The sequence below is a fragment of the Aquitalea magnusonii genome, assembly GCF_002217795.2.
GTDB lineage: Bacteria > Pseudomonadota > Gammaproteobacteria > Burkholderiales > Chromobacteriaceae > Aquitalea > Aquitalea magnusonii_B.
Genome location: NZ_AP018823.1, coordinates 155,192 through 170,549, shown reverse-complemented (window position 1 = coordinate 170,549; position 15,358 = coordinate 155,192). Strand labels below are relative to the sequence as shown.

Below are 15,358 nucleotides of genomic sequence, written 5' to 3'. Positions count from 1 at the left end.
CCTTATTCCTTGGTTTGCGCCAGCGCCGCTTCCAGCCGCGCCAGTCGTTTTTCGCTGCGCGCTACATCGTCACGCAGGCCATCCACTGCGGCCACAAAGCCGCCCACCGCCTGGCGGCTGGCCAGCAGGGGCGCTTCTTCTCGCAGGTGTTCCACCCAGTTTTCCAGCAGCCGCCAGGCAATCTCGCCCTTGAAGCCCAGCGAGGCGCGCGCCACGCGTTGCAGGCGGTTGGCTGCCACATCCCCCATGACGCGGGACAGATCTTCGCCAGCATCCCAGCGCAGCCGTGCAATCAGACGGCCAATGGCTGCCGCCAGCTCGGCATCGCCTTCCAGGCTGACATCGCTCAGCGCCGGATCACGGCCACTTACCGCAGCCAGCGCCGCGGCGTGCTGCAAACGGATGGTGGCTTCCGGTTCGCCTTCACAGGCCGCCAGCCAGCCTTGCTCGGTAATCACCCCGCGCACAGTGAGCGGAGCCAGCACAATGCCAACGCGGCGACCGGCATGGCCGGCCAGTTCGGCACGCACGGCGGGCTGCTGCTTGAGCAGATGATTGAATACTGCAATCTGAATGCGCATCGCGTCTTCTCCGGAAGAATGCTGGCTCAGTGCTTCAAGCGGGCAAACAAGAGATTGATGCCCAGCAGGATGAACAGGCCGCCACACAGTTGATCCAGCCGCTGCGCCACACCCTGGCGTCGCAGCCAGTCACCCAGCCGCGCCGACAGCAAGGCCAGCAGCGTACACCAGGCCAGGCCGGTGGCGACAAAGCTCAGCCCCAGAATGACAAAGGATAGGGCGGTGGCACCCGGCTTGACGAACTGCGGCAGGAAGGCGAGGAAAAACAGCGCCACCTTGGGATTGAACAGATTGGTGAAAAAAGCTTCACGCAGGATTTTGCCCGGCCGCGCTGCTTCCAGCCGGGCCGCATCGCTGGCGACACTGCTGCCGGGGCGGCGCAGCATCTTCACCCCCAGCCACAACAGATAGCCCGCCCCCAGCAGCTTCACCGCCAGAAAGGCCATGGCAGATGTCGCCAGCAACGCCGACAGGCCAAATGCCGCCAGCAGGGTGTGGCCCAGACTGCCCAGGCCTATGCCCAGCGCCGACAACAGCCCCACCTTGCTGCCCTGTGCCGTACTGCGGCCCAGAATGTAGAAGGTGTCCGGGCCGGGCGTCAGGTTAAGCAACAAGCCTGCCGCCATGAAGGCCCACAGATTGGTGATGCCATCCATGGCGCGTGTCCTTACAGTTTGTAGCCCTTGTGCAGCGCCACCACGCCGCCGGTCATGTTGTGGTAGTCCACCTTGCCGAAACCGGCTTCCAGCATCATGGCCTTCAGGGTTTCCTGATCCGGATGCATGCGGATGGATTCGGCCAGGTACTGGTAGCTGTCGGCATCGCCGGCCACCATCTTGCCCATCACCGGCAGCGCCTTGAAGGAATAGAAGTCATAGAAGGGCGACAGCGGTTTCCATACCTTGGAAAACTCCAGCACCATCAGCTTGCCGCCCGGCTTGAGCACACGGCACATTTCCTTCAGCGCGGCGTCCTTGTGCGTCATGTTGCGCAGGCCGAAGGCCACCGACACGGCGTCGAAATAATTGTCCGGGAACGGCAGTTTTTCCGCATCGGCCAGCGATACCGGCAGGATCAGGCCTTCGTCCAGCAGGCGGTCACGGCCCACGGTCAGCATGGAGCTGTTGATGTCGGTCAGCCACACTTCGCCCTTCTTGCCCACGCGCTTGCTCCAGCCGCGCGCCAGGTCGCCGGTGCCGCCGGCGATGTCCAGCACCTTGTCACCGGGTTTCACGCCGGAGGTGGTGAGGGTGAAGTGCTTCCACACGCGATGCAGGCCACCGGACATCAGGTCGTTCATCACGTCGTACTTCTTGGCGACAGAGTGGAAAACCTCGGCTACCTTGCCGGCCTTTTCACTCTCGGCCACCGTCTTGAAGCCAAAATGCGTTTCTTGATCCATATTCACTCCCTGCTCGCGCCTGCGGCGGCGAGGCGATTCAAATAATCCTGCCAGTACGCTTCCTGCCGCGCGCCCAGCTCGTAAAGGTAAGACCAGCTATAGAGGCCACTGTCATGGCCATCGTCAAAAGTGATTTTCAGCGCGTAGTGGCCTACCGGCTCCAGCGCGGTGATGCCGACATGGCGCTTGCCGGTTTGCAATACTTCCTGCCCCGCGCCATGACCGCGCACTTCAGCCGAAGGCGAGTACACGCGCAAATATTCAGCCGGCAACTGGAAACGGGCACCGTCCTCGTAACTGATTTCCAGCGTGCGGGACACTGCATGCAAGGTGATTTCCTGCACTTGCGGGCTATCGGGAGTCAATCCTGCCATGTCTGCCTCATCTGTGGGTAAGGGGTTCAGCCCTGTTCGTCCTTGCGCTCCAGCAGCATGGCGTCGCCATAGCTGAAGAAGCGGTATTCCTGCTGCACTGCATGGGCATAGGCCGCGCGCATTTCCGCATAGCCGGCAAAGGCCGACACCAGCATCAGCAGGGTGGATTTGGGCAGGTGGAAATTGGTGAGCAGGCGGTCCACCACGCGGAAGCGGTAACCCGGCGTGATGAAGATATCCGTCTCGCCACGGCCAGCCACCAGCTCGCCGCTGCGCGCAGCGGATTCCAGCGCGCGCATGCTGGTGGTGCCAACGGCCAGCACCTTGCTGCCACGGGCATGGGCGGCCTGGATCAGATCGTAAGTGCGTTGCGGCACGTCGTAGATTTCGCTGTGCATCTTGTGGTCGGCAATGTTTTCCACCCGTACCGGCTGGAAAGTGCCCGCGCCCACGTGCAGGGTGACATAGGCCAGTTCCACGCCCTTGGCCTGCAAGGCCGCCAGCATTTCTTCGGTAAAGTGCAGGCCGGCAGTCGGCGCGGCTACCGCGCCTTTTTCCCGCGCATAGACGGTCTGGTAGCGTTCGTCGTCCTCGCCTTCGGCCGTTCTCTCTATATAGGGAGGCAGCGGCAGCTTGCCGGAGGCGTCCAGAATGTCGAACAGATTGTCCTCGGCCAGAAAGCGCAGCTTGAACAGCTCGCCCTCACGGCCCAGCATTTCGGCTTCCCAGCGTTCGGCAAAAATCAGCCGGGTGCCGGGCTTGGGCGACTTGGAAGAACGGACATGCGCCAGCGCGGTGTGCTCGTCCAGCACCCGCTCGATCAGCGCTTCAATCTTGCCGCCGCTGGCCTTTTCGCCAAACAGCCGCGCCTTGATCACGCGGGTGTCGTTGAACACCATCACGTCGCCGGGGGCAAGCAGGCTGGCAAAGTCGGCAAACTGACCGTCGCTGAGGGTAGGGCCGGCAACATGCAGCAAACGGCTGGCACCACGCACGGCAGGCGGGTGCTGGGCAATCAGGTGATCAGGCAGGTGGTAATCAAAATCAGACAGCAGCATGGTGTGAAGCTCGAATCAAAACCGGCAAATTATACCTGCGACCGCCTGCACCGGCACGGACTTGTTCGGGATCGGGCCGAATTTGAGCTTGATCAAGGGCGTACCGCAAGAAACTGTAAAAAATTTGCCACCGTTTAAAATGCGGTTCACTGTAGTGCATTCGCTCGAAATGGCGGGCTTTCCGGGTAAACCAGCAGGTGTGGACCGATATCAAACAACCGTTTGAAATACTGGAAAAGCTAGACATCGTGTCGCCATTTGCGGCAAACTCGCGCCCATGTTGAACTCAGGAGCAAAGCTTTGACCGGAAAAATCCTTGTGCTGCACGGCCCCAATCTCAATCTGCTTGGAACACGGGAACCACAGCACTATGGCCGGGATACGCTTGCCTCCATCAACCAGCGGCTGACCGAACAGGCCAGCGCCGCCGGTTTCGAGCTTGAGGCGCTGCAAAGCAACGCCGAACACCTCTTGATTGAGCGCGTTCATGCCTGCATGACAGACGGAACGTCGTTCATCATCATCAATCCAGCGGCCTTCACCCATACCAGCGTTGCCCTGCGTGACGCGATTTCCGGGGTAAAGGTGCCATTCATAGAAGTACACCTGTCCAACGTCCACGCCCGCGAACCCTTCCGCCAGCATTCGTATTTTTCCGATCTGGCGGTAGGTGTGATTTGCGGCCTGGGCGCCCAGGGCTATGAACTGGCACTTGCGCACGCCATCCGGCGTCTGTCCGCGCAAGCCTGAGCATAATAAAGTACATCCCATCCGAAGGATTACCATGGATCTGCGTAAACTGAAGAAACTGATCGATCTCGTCGAAGAATCCGGCATTGCCGAACTCGAAGTGACCGAAGGGGAAGAAAAAGTCCGCATCACCCGCGTATCGGCCAATACCCAGCAAATTGCCTATGCTCAGCCGATGATGCAAATGCCGATGCAACAGCAAGTGGCCGCGCCGGCTGCTGCCGCACCGGCCGCCGCTGCCGAAGCCCCGGCGGCCGCCAACAATGCCAATGCACTGAAGTCGCCGATGGTAGGCACCTTCTACCGCTCCGCCAGCCCGGGCTCCAAGCCTTTCGTGGAAGTGGGCCAGAGCGTGAATGCCGGTGATACCCTGTGCATCATCGAAGCCATGAAGCTGATGAACGAAATCGAAGCCGACCGTTCCGGCGTGGTGAAGGCCGTACTGGCCGAAGACGGCCAGCCGGTTGAATACGGCGAGCCGCTGTTCATCATCGAGTAATTCTCTCTGCCTCGCTAATAGACGCCAGAGATGACAGGGGCACGACACCGCGTCAGTGCCCCTGTTGTTTGACGCGCCACCCAACGGACGTCCATACCATGTTTGAAAAAATCCTGATTGCAAACCGCGGCGAAATCGCCCTGCGCATCCAGCGCGCCTGCCGCGAACTGGGCATCAAGACCGTGGTCGTGCATTCCGAAGCCGACCGTGAAGCCAAATACGTCAAGCTGGCCGATGAATCGGTCTGCATCGGTCCGGCCCCGTCGACCAAGAGCTACCTGAACGTACCGGCGCTGATTGCCGCTGCCGAAGTGACCGACGCCCAGGCCATCCATCCGGGTTACGGCTTTTTGTCGGAAAACGCCGACTTTGCCGAACGCGTGGAACAATCCGGCTTCGTCTTCATCGGCCCGCGCCCGGAAACCATCCGCCTGATGGGCGACAAGGTATCCGCCAAGGACGCCATGATTGCCGCTGGCGTGCCCTGCGTACCGGGTTCCGACGGTGCCTTGCCGGATGATCCGGCCGAGATCGTCAAGATTGCCAAGAAAATCGGCTTCCCGGTGATCATCAAGGCTGCCGGTGGTGGCGGTGGTCGCGGCATGCGCGTGGTGCATACCGAAGGCGCACTGATCAACTCGGTACAAATGACCCGTACCGAAGCCGGTGCGGCATTCGGCAACCCGACTGTCTACATGGAGAAATACCTGCAGCAGCCGCGCCATATCGAAATCCAGATTCTGGCCGACGAATACGGCAATGCCATCTATCTGGGCGAGCGCGACTGCTCCATGCAGCGCCGTCACCAGAAAATCATTGAAGAAGCACCGGCACCGGGCATTACCGACGAGCAGCGTCAGCGCATCGGCACCGCCTGCGCCGAAGCGTGCAGCCGCATTGGCTACCGTGGGGCCGGTACTTTCGAATTCCTGTTCGAAAACGGCGAGTTCTACTTCATCGAGATGAACACCCGCGTACAGGTGGAACACCCGGTGACGGAAATGATCACCGGCGTGGACATCGTGCAGGAGCAGATCCGCATTGCTGCCGGCGAAAAGCTGCGTTACAAGCAAAGCGACATCGTGCTGCGCGGCCATGCCATGGAATGCCGTATCAATGCCGAAGACCCTTTCACCTTCGTGCCCTCGCCCGGCAAGATCGAAAGCTATCACCCGGCTGGTGGCCCCGGCATCCGTATCGACTCGCACATCTACCAGGGCTATACCGTGCCGTCGCATTACGACTCCATGGTCGGCAAGCTGATTTCCTATGGTGACAACCGCGATCAGGCCATGGCCCGCATGCGCGTTGCGCTGTCGGAAATCTCCATTTCCGGCATCAAGACCAATATCCCGCTGCACCAGGAATTGTTCATGGATGCCGCCTTCCAGCGTGGCAGCACCAGCATCCACTATCTGGAAGAGCGCCTGTCGCAAATGAAAAAGGGAGACGCATAATGGCCTGGCTGCAAGCCACCATCGATACCGATTCGGCGGTGGCCGAACGCCTGGCCGATGCGCTGATGGACGCGGGCGCGCTGTCGACCGCCATTGAAGACGCCCTGGCCGGTACCGACCAGGAACAGCCCATCTTTGGCGAACCGGGCATGCCGGTGGACAAGCTGTGGAACCACAGCCGCATCATCACCCTGTTTGCCGAAGATGCCGACGTGGCCCTGCTGATTGCCGCCGCCTGCAACGCCTGCAAGCTGGGCATGCCGGTTTACAAGACCGAGCGCGTGGAAGAGCAGGACTGGGTACGCCTGACCCAGTCCCAGTTCGAGCCCATCCGTATCTCGGACCGCTTGTGGATCACCCCCACCTGGCACGACGCTCCGGCTCCGGATGCCATCAATCTGCAGCTTGATCCGGGCCTGGCCTTCGGCACCGGCAGCCATCCCACCACGCGGCTGTGCCTGCAGTGGCTGGATGCGCATATTGCCGGTGGCGAAAGCGTGCTGGACTACGGTTGCGGTTCCGGCATCCTGGCCATTGCCGCGCTCAAGCTGGGTGCGGGCAGTGCCGTGGGCGTGGACATTGATGCCCAGGCCGTGCGTTCCAGCCGCGACAATGCGGACCAGAACAATGTAACCGCCACCTTCTGCCTGCCGGATGCCAATCCGGCAGCCCAGTACGACGTGGTGCTGGCCAATATCCTGGCCAATCCGCTGCGTATGCTGGGTCAGCTGCTGGCCAGCCACGTGAAAACCGGTGGTAAAATCGTGCTTTCCGGTATTCTTGCCGAACAAGCCGACGAACTGTCTGCCATTTATGCGCAGTGGTTTACCATGGACACCCCGGTGTTCGATGAAGGCTGGACCCGACTGACAGGAACCCGACGCCCAAGCGTATGAGCTACACCACACAGTGCCCCAGTTGCCAAACCCGTTTCAAGGTTAACGACCAGCAGCTCTCTGCCGCCAAGGGACTTGTCCGCTGCGGGCGCTGTGCGCATGTATTCAACGCTACCGAACATTTTGTCAGCGCCGAAGCCCCAGCGGCGCCCAGCAGCCCGGTCCCGCCAGCCGTGCAGCCCCCTCCCCCCGCTCCGCCAAGCCCGCCGCCAGCGGCAGCGGACCCGATGGATGACTTCGAGCTGGAACTGCCGGACTTCGACCCGCAAACAGCCGCCAGCGAACCGCCTGGCGACAGTTTCAGCCTGGATAGCACCACACCCGACGTCACCAGCAGCGCCGCCACGCCAGACACCAGCCGCGAAGCGGAAGAATTCCAGCGCGCACTGGCAGAAGCACTCAGCGCCCGCACGAGCACACCGCCTGCGCCAGCCAGCTATGCCACGGCACTTGAGGCGGACGAAGAAGCGCCCGCCCTGCCCGAGGTATTTGGCAAGCAGCGGCGTACTGCAGAGGTGGCAGCGCGCGTAGAGGCCGCCGCTGCCGAGCAAACTGCCGAAGCAGCCCCGGCACGGCCGCAAGCACTGGCGACCGAGGAAACGACAGCGCCAGAACCGCAAGAAGAGGCTAGCGAGCCGCAAGCGAAAACCCACAAACCGCTGCTCACCGTGATCATGGCCCTGCTGGCCATCATCGGCAGTGTTCTGCTGGCCGGGCAGTTGGTCTATTTCAACCGTACCCGCATCGCGGCAGAAGTACCGGAATCCCGTCCGGCCCTGGAGGCATTCTGCAGCATCGTCGGCTGCAAGGTGCCCTGGCCCAGCGACATTGGCCAGGTGCGCACTGAGTGGTCGGAGCTGGCCTTTGTCCCCGAACATGCCAACCTGATCCAGTTGTCGGCCACGCTGAAGAACCACGCCGCCTTCGCGCAGAACTACCCGATGCTGGAAGTTTCGCTGAAGGATGCCGATGATCAGGTGCTGATTCGCAAAGTGTTCTCGCCCAAGGAATACCTGAAGGCCGATGACTTCAAACTGCAGCGCTTCAATGCCAATAGCGAAGTCAAGATCACCATGCGACTGGATATCGGCAAGGTGCGCGCCATGGGTTACAGCCTGTACTGGTTCTACCCCTGAGCCCTGTTAAGTGTCAAAAAAGCGGCCTGTGCCGCTTTTTTTTCGTCCTTGATCAAGAAATCCCCGATCGCGCCTTGTATTTGCCGGCAGCCTGTCCACCATGAAAAGACAAGGAGGCCGCATGGACGATTTCACATTGCTTTATGGCGACGACAGCATCCCGGTGGCAGGCAGTTTTCCTCAGGCCGGACACTACCTTCCCAGCTTCATGCTGGTGGACGAGCACAAGCGCGACGTGGCGCTGGAGGTTTTTGGCGGCAGCCCGAAAGCCATCATCACCCTGCTGTCACTGGACGAGAATGAGCACGGCGGGCTGGCGCTGCTACAAGATACCCGCCGCTTTCTGGAAAGCTGGCCGGAGCTGGCCATCATCGTCATCACGGTGGACTCCCCCTCCTCGCTGCTGCGCTGTCGGCGGGAACACGGCCTGCCGGGCGTGACACTGCTTTCCACCCTGCGCGGGCGTGACTTCCACAAGCAGTACGGCGTGCTGGCGCTGGGCTATCCACTGAGCGGCTATACCGTGCCAGCCATGCTGATTGCCGATGGCGACAACCTCATCCACTACGCCGAGCGCTTGCACAACAGCAAGGGCCGCTTCGACCAGGATGCCATTGCCGCCTTGCTGGCGGCGGCGGAGACACCGGATAGCACCGCCAGCAGCTGAGCCACAGTCCGGATTGAAAACCGTGGGGCGGTGATGACGCATTGCCGCCCCAAAAGTTTCCTAAAATTGAACACCATGAGTAAACAAACGATTAAATAAATTGGTATTTATTGAAAAATAAATGGTCAATATACTGAACCCAAGCTGTAAGACACAGCAGTCCCCACACTCAGCAAGGAGCACAGTATGAAAACCCTGGCCATCGCCCTGATTACCCTGATCACCAGCAGCGCAGCATTTGCTCATGATGTCGACAACAACCCGCCGACTCCTGCCACCGTCAGCGCCTGGCAAGCCGAGCAGCAAGCCATCCGTGATGAGTTTGCCAAGCTGCCGGCAGCCGAACAACAACGCATCCAGAAAATCAATGCCTACTGGGATGCGCAAAGCCTGCGTGAAAACCAGCGCACTCACTAAGCCCGATCGGGCCGCGCTGCTGGCAAGTGCCAGCATGAAAAAAGCCTCCGCAACGGAGGCTTTTTGCATGCGTGTCAGCCGGCATCATTGCAAGGCACCGCCCCCTTCAGACTTGGGCGCACGGCTGAGCAAGCCTTCCACCACCCGGTGGGGTTCATTGCCCTGATACAGCAAGCCGCACACTGCGGCGGTAATCGGCATTTCCACTTCCAGGCGCTCGGCCATGGTCAGGACTTCACGCGCCGTGCTCACCCCTTCGGCGACATGGCCCAGCTCGGCCAAGATCACGTCCAGTGATTTGCCTTCTGCCAGCTTCAGCCCCACCTGACGGTTACGCGACAAGGCACCGGTGCAGGTCAGAATCAGATCTCCCATGCCGGCCAGTCCCATCATGGTCTGCTGACTGGCACCCAGCGCGCTGGCCAGGCGGGTGATTTCCGCCAGCCCACGGGTAATCAGCGCAGCACGGGCATTCATGCCGAAACCAAGGCCATCGGCCACACCGGTGGCAATGGCCATCACGTTCTTGACCGCCCCGCCGACTTCCACTCCCACCAGATCATCATTGGCATACAGGCGCAGCAGCGGGCTGTGCAATTCGCGGGCGATACGGCGGGCAAATTCGCCATCATCTGCCGCAATGGTGACAGCGGCAGGCAGGCCCTCGGCCACCTCACGGGCAAAGCTGGGACCGGACAGCACGCCGCAGGGGTGGTCTGGCGGCAATTCTTCGGCCACCACCTGATGCGGTAACAGGCTGGAACCTGCTTCGAATCCCTTGCAGGCCCACAAGATGGGCGGCAGTTCGGATGACAGCGCAGTCAGCGCCCGCAGCGTGGGGCGCAAACCGGCAATCGGGGTGACGATCAGGATGAGTTCCGCCCCCTGGATGGCACGCGGCAACTCGGCAGTCAGGGTGATGGAATCGGGAAAGGGGCAGTCGGGCAGATAGCGGCGATTGACGCGCTCGGCAGCCAGTTCAGCCATCAATGCGGCATCACGTCCCCACAGGCTGACATCATGGTGACGGGCAAAGGCCAATGCCAGTGCGCTACCCCAGGCACCGCTTCCCAGTATCGCCAGTTTCATGGTTTACAAACCCCACAGGTCGCTGATGCGGGCAAAGCCGGTACTGCCATCACGATGCTTGATGCGTACCCAGCCATCCTTCGGTGCTTCCTGCCATTGCAGTACGCCATCACGGGCAACCGAGAACACGGGTTTGCCATCGGCAGCGGGGCTGTCACGCACCACCGCCTGGTCTGCAGTCACCAGCAGCCAGCGTTGGCTGGAAAGGGCTGCATGCGGAATCCAGGCGATGCCGCCAGTGGCATCGCGCACGCGGGACCATTCCTTCTGGCTGGACAGGACTTCAACCGGATAATAACGGCTGACCACGAACAGCTTTTTGGCACTCAGCGCAGGCGCCTCGTACAGCGCCACGCCGGTTTCCTTGACCGAACGGAACTCCAGAGCCTGTGCCGGCAGGGCGTACAGCCCGGCCAGCATGGCAGTGACAGCGACGAGGCGGCGCAGCATCAGGCGTTGCCGGCTTCGGCTTGCTGAGCACGCTGCTGCATGTACAGCGCTTCGAAGTTGATCGGCGACAGCAGCACCGGCGGGAAGCCGGCACGGTTTACCAGGTTGGACACGGTTTCGCGCGCATACGGGAACAGGATGTTCGGGCAGGCAACACCCAGGATAGGTTCGATGTCTTCGGTCGGTACGTTTTCGATGCGGAAGATGCCAGCTTCGGTCACTTCGCACAGGAACATGGTTTTTTCCGGCAGCTTGGCAGTCACGGTCACGGTGAGGGCCACTTCGAAGAAGCCATCGTCAATCTGCTTGCCTTCGCTGGCCAGTTGCATGTCGATTTCCGGCTGGGCCGCTTCCAGATACACCTGGGGAGCGTTCGGCACTTCCAGGGACAGATCTTTTACATAGATTTTTTCGATGGAAAATACCGGTTGCAGCTCTTGTTGTTCGCTCATGTCTTGTCTCGCACTTGGCCGTCAGACAACGGCCGGTTAGTCAGGAAATCAAGCACGCATCATCGCATGAAAGCACGGCGTGCTGCCAGTGGGGGGCAGGTGGATTAAACAGCTTGGCAGATGCGGCTTGATGCCGATCAATCAGCCAGCAGCACTTCGAGCTTGCCAGCCTGGTTAAGAGCAACCAGATCGTCGCAACCACCGACATGGGTGTCGCCGATATAGATTTGCGGCACGGTGCGGCGGCCGGTGCTGCTCATCATCCGGTCACGGGCTTCCGGGTCCAGATCGATGCGGATTTCCTCGATATCGCTTACTCCCTTGCTGGCCAGCAGTTGTTTGGCGCGGATGCAGTAAGGGCAGACTGCGGTGGTATACATGGTGACGTGTTTCATGAAAAACCTGTTGATGCGTGGTGGGTTCAGGGTTGCATTATAGCGTCAGGCACTGTGTTCGCGCTGTTGTCTGGCACGCTGCGGTCAAAGCGGCGGATCAGGTCGGCAACAATGCCATCCAGCGCCGGCCCCATGGCCAGCGCGCGCGGGCTGTTGACGATGGCCACGATGGCCAGCCGGCGTCCATCGGCGGCCTGCCAGTAGCCGGCCAGTGCCTTCACGTCCTTGAGTGTGCCGGTTTTCATCCGCAGCCGCGGACCGGTTGCGGCAAAGCGGCGCTTGAGTGTGCCATCCTCACTGGCCAGCGGCAGGGTGGCCAGCAATTCATTGCCATAAGGGCCGCGGGCGGCATTGAGCAGTACCTGCCCGAGCAGCCGTGCCGACACCCGCTCGCGGCGGGACAGGCCGCAGCCGTTTTCCAGCACCAGCGCCTCGTCGGAAATATGCTGCTCGGCCAGTAAACGGCGCACGGCATGCTGCGCATCGGCCGGGGTGTCGCCACTGCTGCCGTCTTCTCGCCCCAGCGTGAGGTAGACGGTGCGCGCCATGGTGTTATTGCTGTACTTGTTGATATCGTTCAGTGCCACGCTAAGCGGCTCGGACTGGAACTGCGCCAGGGTGCGCGCCCCCGCCGGTGCGCGGCCCAGCGCCATGCCTTGCGGGCCGCTGCCACCCAGTTCGCTCCACAGGGCGGCAAAGCTTTGCGCGGCAAAGTCATTCTGATCCAGCACATTCACATAAGCCTGGCTGCCATCACAGGCGGCGGGCAGCTTGCCACTGACTTCAATCTGGCTGCCTTGCTGGCGGATATGTACCCATTGGCGCACATCCGGGCAGGTGCTGGCGGTGTCGCCGCCATTGCCCAGGCTGGCTTGCAGCCGGACACCTGCCAGTGGCGGATCCAGCGCCACGCGCACACCGTTGCCATCATTGAAAAAGCGCAGCCAGGCTACTTTCAGTCCGGTAAGGTGGGTATCCGGCTCCACGGTAAAGGACTTGCCTTCGTCCCCGCCAAAATTGTCTGCCGTGCCTATGCTGCTAAAAGCGCTCTTGTCCAGCAGCAGCCTGCCTTCTATCTGCCGGATGCCGCGCAGGCGCAGGCTGTGCAGCAGGGTTTGCAGATCGGCCATGCCAAAGCGCGGGTCGCCGGCCCCCACCCAGACCAGATCCCCCTTGAGTACGCCGTTTTCCACCGCCGCTGCCGATACCAGCCGGGTGGTCCAGCGATAGCCGGGCTTGAGTCTGTTGAGTGCCACCCAACTGGTGATCAGCTTCATGGTGGAGGCCGGATTGACTGCGGCATCGGCACGCAGGCTGGCCAGTTCGGCCCCGCCTTCCACCGGCGCGGCCCAGATGGCAACTTCGTCGGCCCGCAAACCATGCAGATCCAGCGCCATGGCCGAGAGAGAAACTGCGCTCAGGCAGCCGGCAATACATGCAACTACAGACTTCATTACATCTCCTGCGGGTCCACATCCAGCGACCAGCGCAAACCGCGCCCATGCTGACGCGCCAGGGCATCCAGCAAAGGGGGTAATTGATCAAGAAAACGATGCAGGGCCTGACGACTGGGTGATTCCAGCACCAGTTGGGCGCGTTCACGATTGGCCAGCCGTACCATCAGCGCGGGTGCCGGACCGGAAATCAGCACCTCCTCCGCCAGTGGCTGCACTTGTGCGCGCACCTGGGTGAGGAAGGCGTTGGCCTGTGCCAGCTCAGTGGCATCGGCACGCAGCAGGGCCTGGTAGACGGCGGGTGGAAAGGCGGCCAGGCGGCGCTCCTGCAGCAAGCTGGCAGCAAAACCGTCAAAATCATGCGCCACCAGGGCCTGATACAGCGGATGGTCCGGCCATTGGGTCTGCACCAGGACCTCACCCGGCGCATCGGCACGGCCAGCACGGCCTGCCACCTGGGTGAGCTGGGCAAACAGCCGCTCGGATGCACGATAATCGGCCGAGTACAGCCCGCCATCGGCATTCAGCACTGTCACCAGCGACAGGGTACCAAAATCATGCCCCTTGGCCAGCATCTGGGTGCCGACCAGCATGTCGACTTCACCGGCATGGACCTGGCGGTAGATTTCATCCCATGCTTGTTTGCGCTGCGTGGTATCGCGGTCGATGCGCAGGATGCGGGCGCTGGGAAACAGCCTGCCCAGCGCCGACTCCAGCCGCTGCGTACCCTCACCCAGCGGCTTGATATCCGGCGCGCCACACTCCGGGCAGGCATGCGGTACCGCTTCTTCCCAGCCGCAATGGTGACAGCGCAGCTTGCGCTCCATCAGGTGCAACACCAGCCTAGTGGAACAGCGTGGACAGCCGCTGGTCCAGCCGCAATCGGTGCAGGCCAGCACCGGCGCAAAACCGCGCCGATTGATGAATACCAGGCTCATTTCACCGCGTTCCAGCCGACTGGCCAGCGCCTTGATCACCGCATCGGACAAGCCTTCCGTCAACTTGGCGCGGCGGGTGTCCACCAGCCGCACCGTCGGCAGCCGTGCGGCGCCATGGGCGCGCTGGCTTAGCGTCAGCTTGCGGTAGCGTCCGGCCTCGACATTGGCCACGGTTTCCAGGCTGGGCGTGGCACTGCCCAGGATGATGGGAATGCCGGCCTGCCGGGCGCGCCAGATGGCCAGATCCCTGGCGTGGTAGCGCAGCCCATCCTGCTGTTTGAACGAGCCATCATGCTCTTCATCCACCACGATCAGCCCCAGGCGCGGCATGGGTGTGAAAACGGACAGGCGGGTACCGATGACAATATCCGCCCGCCCCTGCCAGGCATCCAGCCAGTTGCGCAGGCGCTCTCCGTCGGCCAACTGGCTGTGCTGCACGGCAATCCGGCTGGCGGGAAAGCGCTGGATGAAGCGCTCCACCAATTGCGGGGTCAGATTAATTTCCGGCACCAGCACCAGCACTTGTTGACCGGCAGCCAGACTGGGCGCAATGCGCTGCAGATAAACCTCGGTTTTGCCGCTGCCGGTGATGCCATGCAGCAGCCAGCTCTGGAAGCCTGAGGGCTGGGCGGTGAGCGCGCTCAGCGCTGCTTGCTGGTCATCATTCAGGTGTGGTGCAGGTCCCAGCTCCAGCGGCACGCGCTCCGGGCTAACCCGCCTGATGCGTTCCTCGGCCAGCCAATCGGCAAGTATCTTGCCGGCCTGTGGCGTCACTTGGCGGGCCTGTGCCTGGGTCAGTGCGCCATCCCCCAGTGCCTGCCACAAGGCCAGCCGGGCACGCTGCCGCGCCGGCGGCGCTTCGGCTTCGCCCTTGGCCGTCAGGGCAAAGGGGCGCTCATCCGGTGGAATGATGTCGCGGGCTTCACGCAAGCCGGTAGGGAGGGCGGTAAACAGGGTCTGGCCCAGTGGAAAGTGATAGTACGCGGCGGCGAAGTTCACCATGGCAAGAAAATCCGCCGGCAAGGGTGGCAGCGCATCAAATACCTGCGCAACTTCCTTTAGCTGCGTTTCCGGCAAACCCTCCGGGGGTATGCCAGTGACAACCACGCCACACAACTGCCGTGTGCCAAAGGGAACCGCCACCCGCTGGCCGGGTATGACATCAAAATGAGACAGGTAGGTAAATGCGCCAAACAGGGGCAGATCGACCACCACCTGAACTCTCTGAGAAGCCACGGTAAATATTCCCTTTACACCAAACCCAGTTCCGACAAGGCTTTGCGCCATCTATGCACAGAAGCTGTGGATATCTTTGTGAACAACTCTGCATCCCGGCATGGAAA

General features: G+C 61.6%; 18 protein-coding genes. 7 read left to right on the top strand and 11 right to left on the bottom strand.

Annotated features, from left to right (window positions below; all coding sequences use genetic code 11):
• Positions 1-2: 2 nt before the first annotated feature.
• Genes DLM_RS00860 through queA form a run of 5 tightly spaced genes read right to left on the bottom strand, consistent with a single transcriptional unit; the run spans position 3 to position 3,415 of the window.
• On the bottom strand, positions 3-581 hold the full coding sequence (locus DLM_RS00860) for a ubiquinone biosynthesis accessory factor UbiJ (protein ID WP_089083954.1): 579 nt from the start codon (positions 579-581) through the stop codon (positions 3-5).
• Positions 582-607: 26 nt separating this feature from the next.
• A complete protein-coding gene (locus DLM_RS00855) occupies positions 608-1,237 on the bottom strand; it encodes a LysE family translocator (RefSeq protein ID WP_089083953.1) in 630 nt (209 codons plus the stop codon).
• Between the two features lie 11 nt (positions 1,238-1,248).
• Positions 1,249-1,983, bottom strand: a complete 735-nt coding sequence (ubiE, locus tag DLM_RS00850) for a bifunctional demethylmenaquinone methyltransferase/2-methoxy-6-polyprenyl-1,4-benzoquinol methylase UbiE (RefSeq protein ID WP_045845476.1) — start codon at positions 1,981-1,983, stop codon at positions 1,249-1,251.
• Between the two features lie 2 nt (positions 1,984-1,985).
• The gene (locus DLM_RS00845) at positions 1,986-2,357 is read right to left on the bottom strand and encodes a gamma-butyrobetaine hydroxylase-like domain-containing protein (protein WP_089083952.1); all 372 of its coding nucleotides are present in this window, start codon (positions 2,355-2,357) and stop codon (positions 1,986-1,988) included.
• A gap of 26 nt (positions 2,358-2,383) precedes the next feature.
• The gene (queA, locus tag DLM_RS00840; RefSeq protein ID WP_089083951.1) at positions 2,384-3,415 is read right to left on the bottom strand and encodes a tRNA preQ1(34) S-adenosylmethionine ribosyltransferase-isomerase QueA; all 1,032 of its coding nucleotides are present in this window, start codon (positions 3,413-3,415) and stop codon (positions 2,384-2,386) included.
• 300 nt (positions 3,416-3,715) lie between these two features.
• Here queA and aroQ point away from each other — a divergent pair, with 300 nt between their 5' ends.
• The 7 genes from aroQ (at position 3,716) to DLM_RS00805 (ending at position 9,237) form a co-directional block, all read left to right on the top strand.
• Positions 3,716-4,165, top strand: a complete 450-nt coding sequence (gene aroQ / locus DLM_RS00835; protein WP_089083950.1) for a type II 3-dehydroquinate dehydratase — start codon at positions 3,716-3,718, stop codon at positions 4,163-4,165.
• 34 nt (positions 4,166-4,199) lie between these two features.
• Entirely contained in the window at positions 4,200-4,664 is a 465-nt protein-coding gene (gene accB, locus DLM_RS00830) for an acetyl-CoA carboxylase biotin carboxyl carrier protein (RefSeq protein ID WP_089083949.1), read from the top strand.
• A 98-nt stretch (positions 4,665-4,762) separates the two neighbouring features.
• Positions 4,763-6,121, top strand: a complete 1,359-nt coding sequence (gene accC, locus DLM_RS00825; RefSeq protein WP_089083948.1) for an acetyl-CoA carboxylase biotin carboxylase subunit — start codon at positions 4,763-4,765, stop codon at positions 6,119-6,121.
• Positions 6,121-7,017 carry a 50S ribosomal protein L11 methyltransferase gene (gene prmA / locus DLM_RS00820; RefSeq protein WP_089083947.1) on the top strand — a complete coding sequence of 299 codons (897 nt, stop codon included), beginning with the start codon at positions 6,121-6,123 and terminating at the stop codon, positions 7,015-7,017. The genes accC and prmA overlap by 1 nt, the downstream gene beginning before the upstream one ends.
• Positions 7,014-8,153, top strand: a complete 1,140-nt coding sequence (locus DLM_RS00815) for a DUF3426 domain-containing protein (protein WP_089083946.1) — start codon at positions 7,014-7,016, stop codon at positions 8,151-8,153. The genes prmA and DLM_RS00815 overlap by 4 nt, the downstream gene beginning before the upstream one ends.
• 121 nt (positions 8,154-8,274) lie before the next feature.
• Positions 8,275-8,820, top strand: a complete 546-nt coding sequence (locus DLM_RS00810) for a thiol peroxidase (RefSeq protein ID WP_089083945.1) — start codon at positions 8,275-8,277, stop codon at positions 8,818-8,820.
• Positions 8,821-9,006: 186 nt separating this feature from the next.
• Positions 9,007-9,237, top strand: coding sequence for a hypothetical protein (locus DLM_RS00805; RefSeq protein ID WP_089083944.1), 231 nt, complete (start codon positions 9,007-9,009; stop codon positions 9,235-9,237).
• Positions 9,238-9,321: 84 nt separating this feature from the next.
• Here DLM_RS00805 and DLM_RS00800 read toward each other — a convergent pair whose 3' ends face one another.
• The 6 genes from DLM_RS00800 to DLM_RS00775 all read right to left on the bottom strand — a co-directional run bounded on the left by DLM_RS00800 (position 9,322) and on the right by DLM_RS00775 (position 15,251).
• Positions 9,322-10,326, bottom strand: coding sequence for an NAD(P)H-dependent glycerol-3-phosphate dehydrogenase (locus DLM_RS00800; RefSeq protein WP_089083943.1), 1,005 nt, complete (start codon positions 10,324-10,326; stop codon positions 9,322-9,324).
• Positions 10,327-10,329: 3 nt separating this feature from the next.
• Entirely contained in the window at positions 10,330-10,776 is a 447-nt protein-coding gene (locus DLM_RS00795; protein ID WP_231959966.1) for an SH3 domain-containing protein, read from the bottom strand.
• A complete protein-coding gene (gene secB, locus DLM_RS00790) occupies positions 10,776-11,228 on the bottom strand; it encodes a protein-export chaperone SecB (protein ID WP_089083942.1) in 453 nt (150 codons plus the stop codon). The genes DLM_RS00795 and secB overlap by 1 nt, the downstream gene beginning before the upstream one ends.
• Positions 11,229-11,365: 137 nt before the next feature.
• Positions 11,366-11,623, bottom strand: coding sequence for a glutaredoxin 3 (grxC, locus tag DLM_RS00785; RefSeq protein WP_089083941.1), 258 nt, complete (start codon positions 11,621-11,623; stop codon positions 11,366-11,368).
• 26 nt (positions 11,624-11,649) lie between these two features.
• A complete protein-coding gene (dacB, locus tag DLM_RS00780) occupies positions 11,650-13,077 on the bottom strand; it encodes a D-alanyl-D-alanine carboxypeptidase/D-alanyl-D-alanine-endopeptidase (protein WP_089083940.1) in 1,428 nt (475 codons plus the stop codon).
• Positions 13,077-15,251 carry a primosomal protein N' gene (locus tag DLM_RS00775; protein WP_231959961.1) on the bottom strand — a complete coding sequence of 725 codons (2,175 nt, stop codon included), beginning with the start codon at positions 15,249-15,251 and terminating at the stop codon, positions 13,077-13,079. Before DLM_RS00775 ends, dacB begins: the two co-directional genes overlap by 1 nt.
• Positions 15,252-15,358: the final 107 nt, after the last annotated feature.

What these genes read in the sequence shown, in the direction of transcription:
- DLM_RS00860 (WP_089083954.1), bottom strand. Translation starts at nt 581, where the DNA reads ATGCGCATTCAGATTGCAGTATTCAATCATCTGCTCAAGCAGCAGCCC.
- DLM_RS00855 (WP_089083953.1), bottom strand. Translation starts at nt 1,237, where the DNA reads ATGGATGGCATCACCAATCTGTGGGCCTTCATGGCGGCAGGCTTGTTG.
- ubiE (WP_045845476.1), bottom strand. Translation starts at nt 1,983, where the DNA reads ATGGATCAAGAAACGCATTTTGGCTTCAAGACGGTGGCCGAGAGTGAA.
- DLM_RS00845 (WP_089083952.1), bottom strand. Translation starts at nt 2,357, where the DNA reads ATGGCAGGATTGACTCCCGATAGCCCGCAAGTGCAGGAAATCACCTTG.
- queA (WP_089083951.1), bottom strand. Translation starts at nt 3,415, where the DNA reads ATGCTGCTGTCTGATTTTGATTACCACCTGCCTGATCACCTGATTGCC.
- accB (WP_089083949.1), top strand. Translation starts at nt 4,200, where the DNA reads ATGGATCTGCGTAAACTGAAGAAACTGATCGATCTCGTCGAAGAATCC.
- accC (WP_089083948.1), top strand. Translation starts at nt 4,763, where the DNA reads ATGTTTGAAAAAATCCTGATTGCAAACCGCGGCGAAATCGCCCTGCGC.
- prmA (WP_089083947.1), top strand. Translation starts at nt 6,121, where the DNA reads ATGGCCTGGCTGCAAGCCACCATCGATACCGATTCGGCGGTGGCCGAA.
- DLM_RS00815 (WP_089083946.1), top strand. Translation starts at nt 7,014, where the DNA reads ATGAGCTACACCACACAGTGCCCCAGTTGCCAAACCCGTTTCAAGGTT.
- DLM_RS00810 (WP_089083945.1), top strand. Translation starts at nt 8,275, where the DNA reads ATGGACGATTTCACATTGCTTTATGGCGACGACAGCATCCCGGTGGCA.
- DLM_RS00805 (WP_089083944.1), top strand. Translation starts at nt 9,007, where the DNA reads ATGAAAACCCTGGCCATCGCCCTGATTACCCTGATCACCAGCAGCGCA.
- DLM_RS00800 (WP_089083943.1), bottom strand. Translation starts at nt 10,326, where the DNA reads ATGAAACTGGCGATACTGGGAAGCGGTGCCTGGGGTAGCGCACTGGCA.
- DLM_RS00795 (WP_231959966.1), bottom strand. Translation starts at nt 10,776, where the DNA reads ATGCTGCGCCGCCTCGTCGCTGTCACTGCCATGCTGGCCGGGCTGTAC.
- secB (WP_089083942.1), bottom strand. Translation starts at nt 11,228, where the DNA reads ATGAGCGAACAACAAGAGCTGCAACCGGTATTTTCCATCGAAAAAATC.
- grxC (WP_089083941.1), bottom strand. Translation starts at nt 11,623, where the DNA reads ATGAAACACGTCACCATGTATACCACCGCAGTCTGCCCTTACTGCATC.
- dacB (WP_089083940.1), bottom strand. Translation starts at nt 13,077, where the DNA reads ATGAAGTCTGTAGTTGCATGTATTGCCGGCTGCCTGAGCGCAGTTTCT.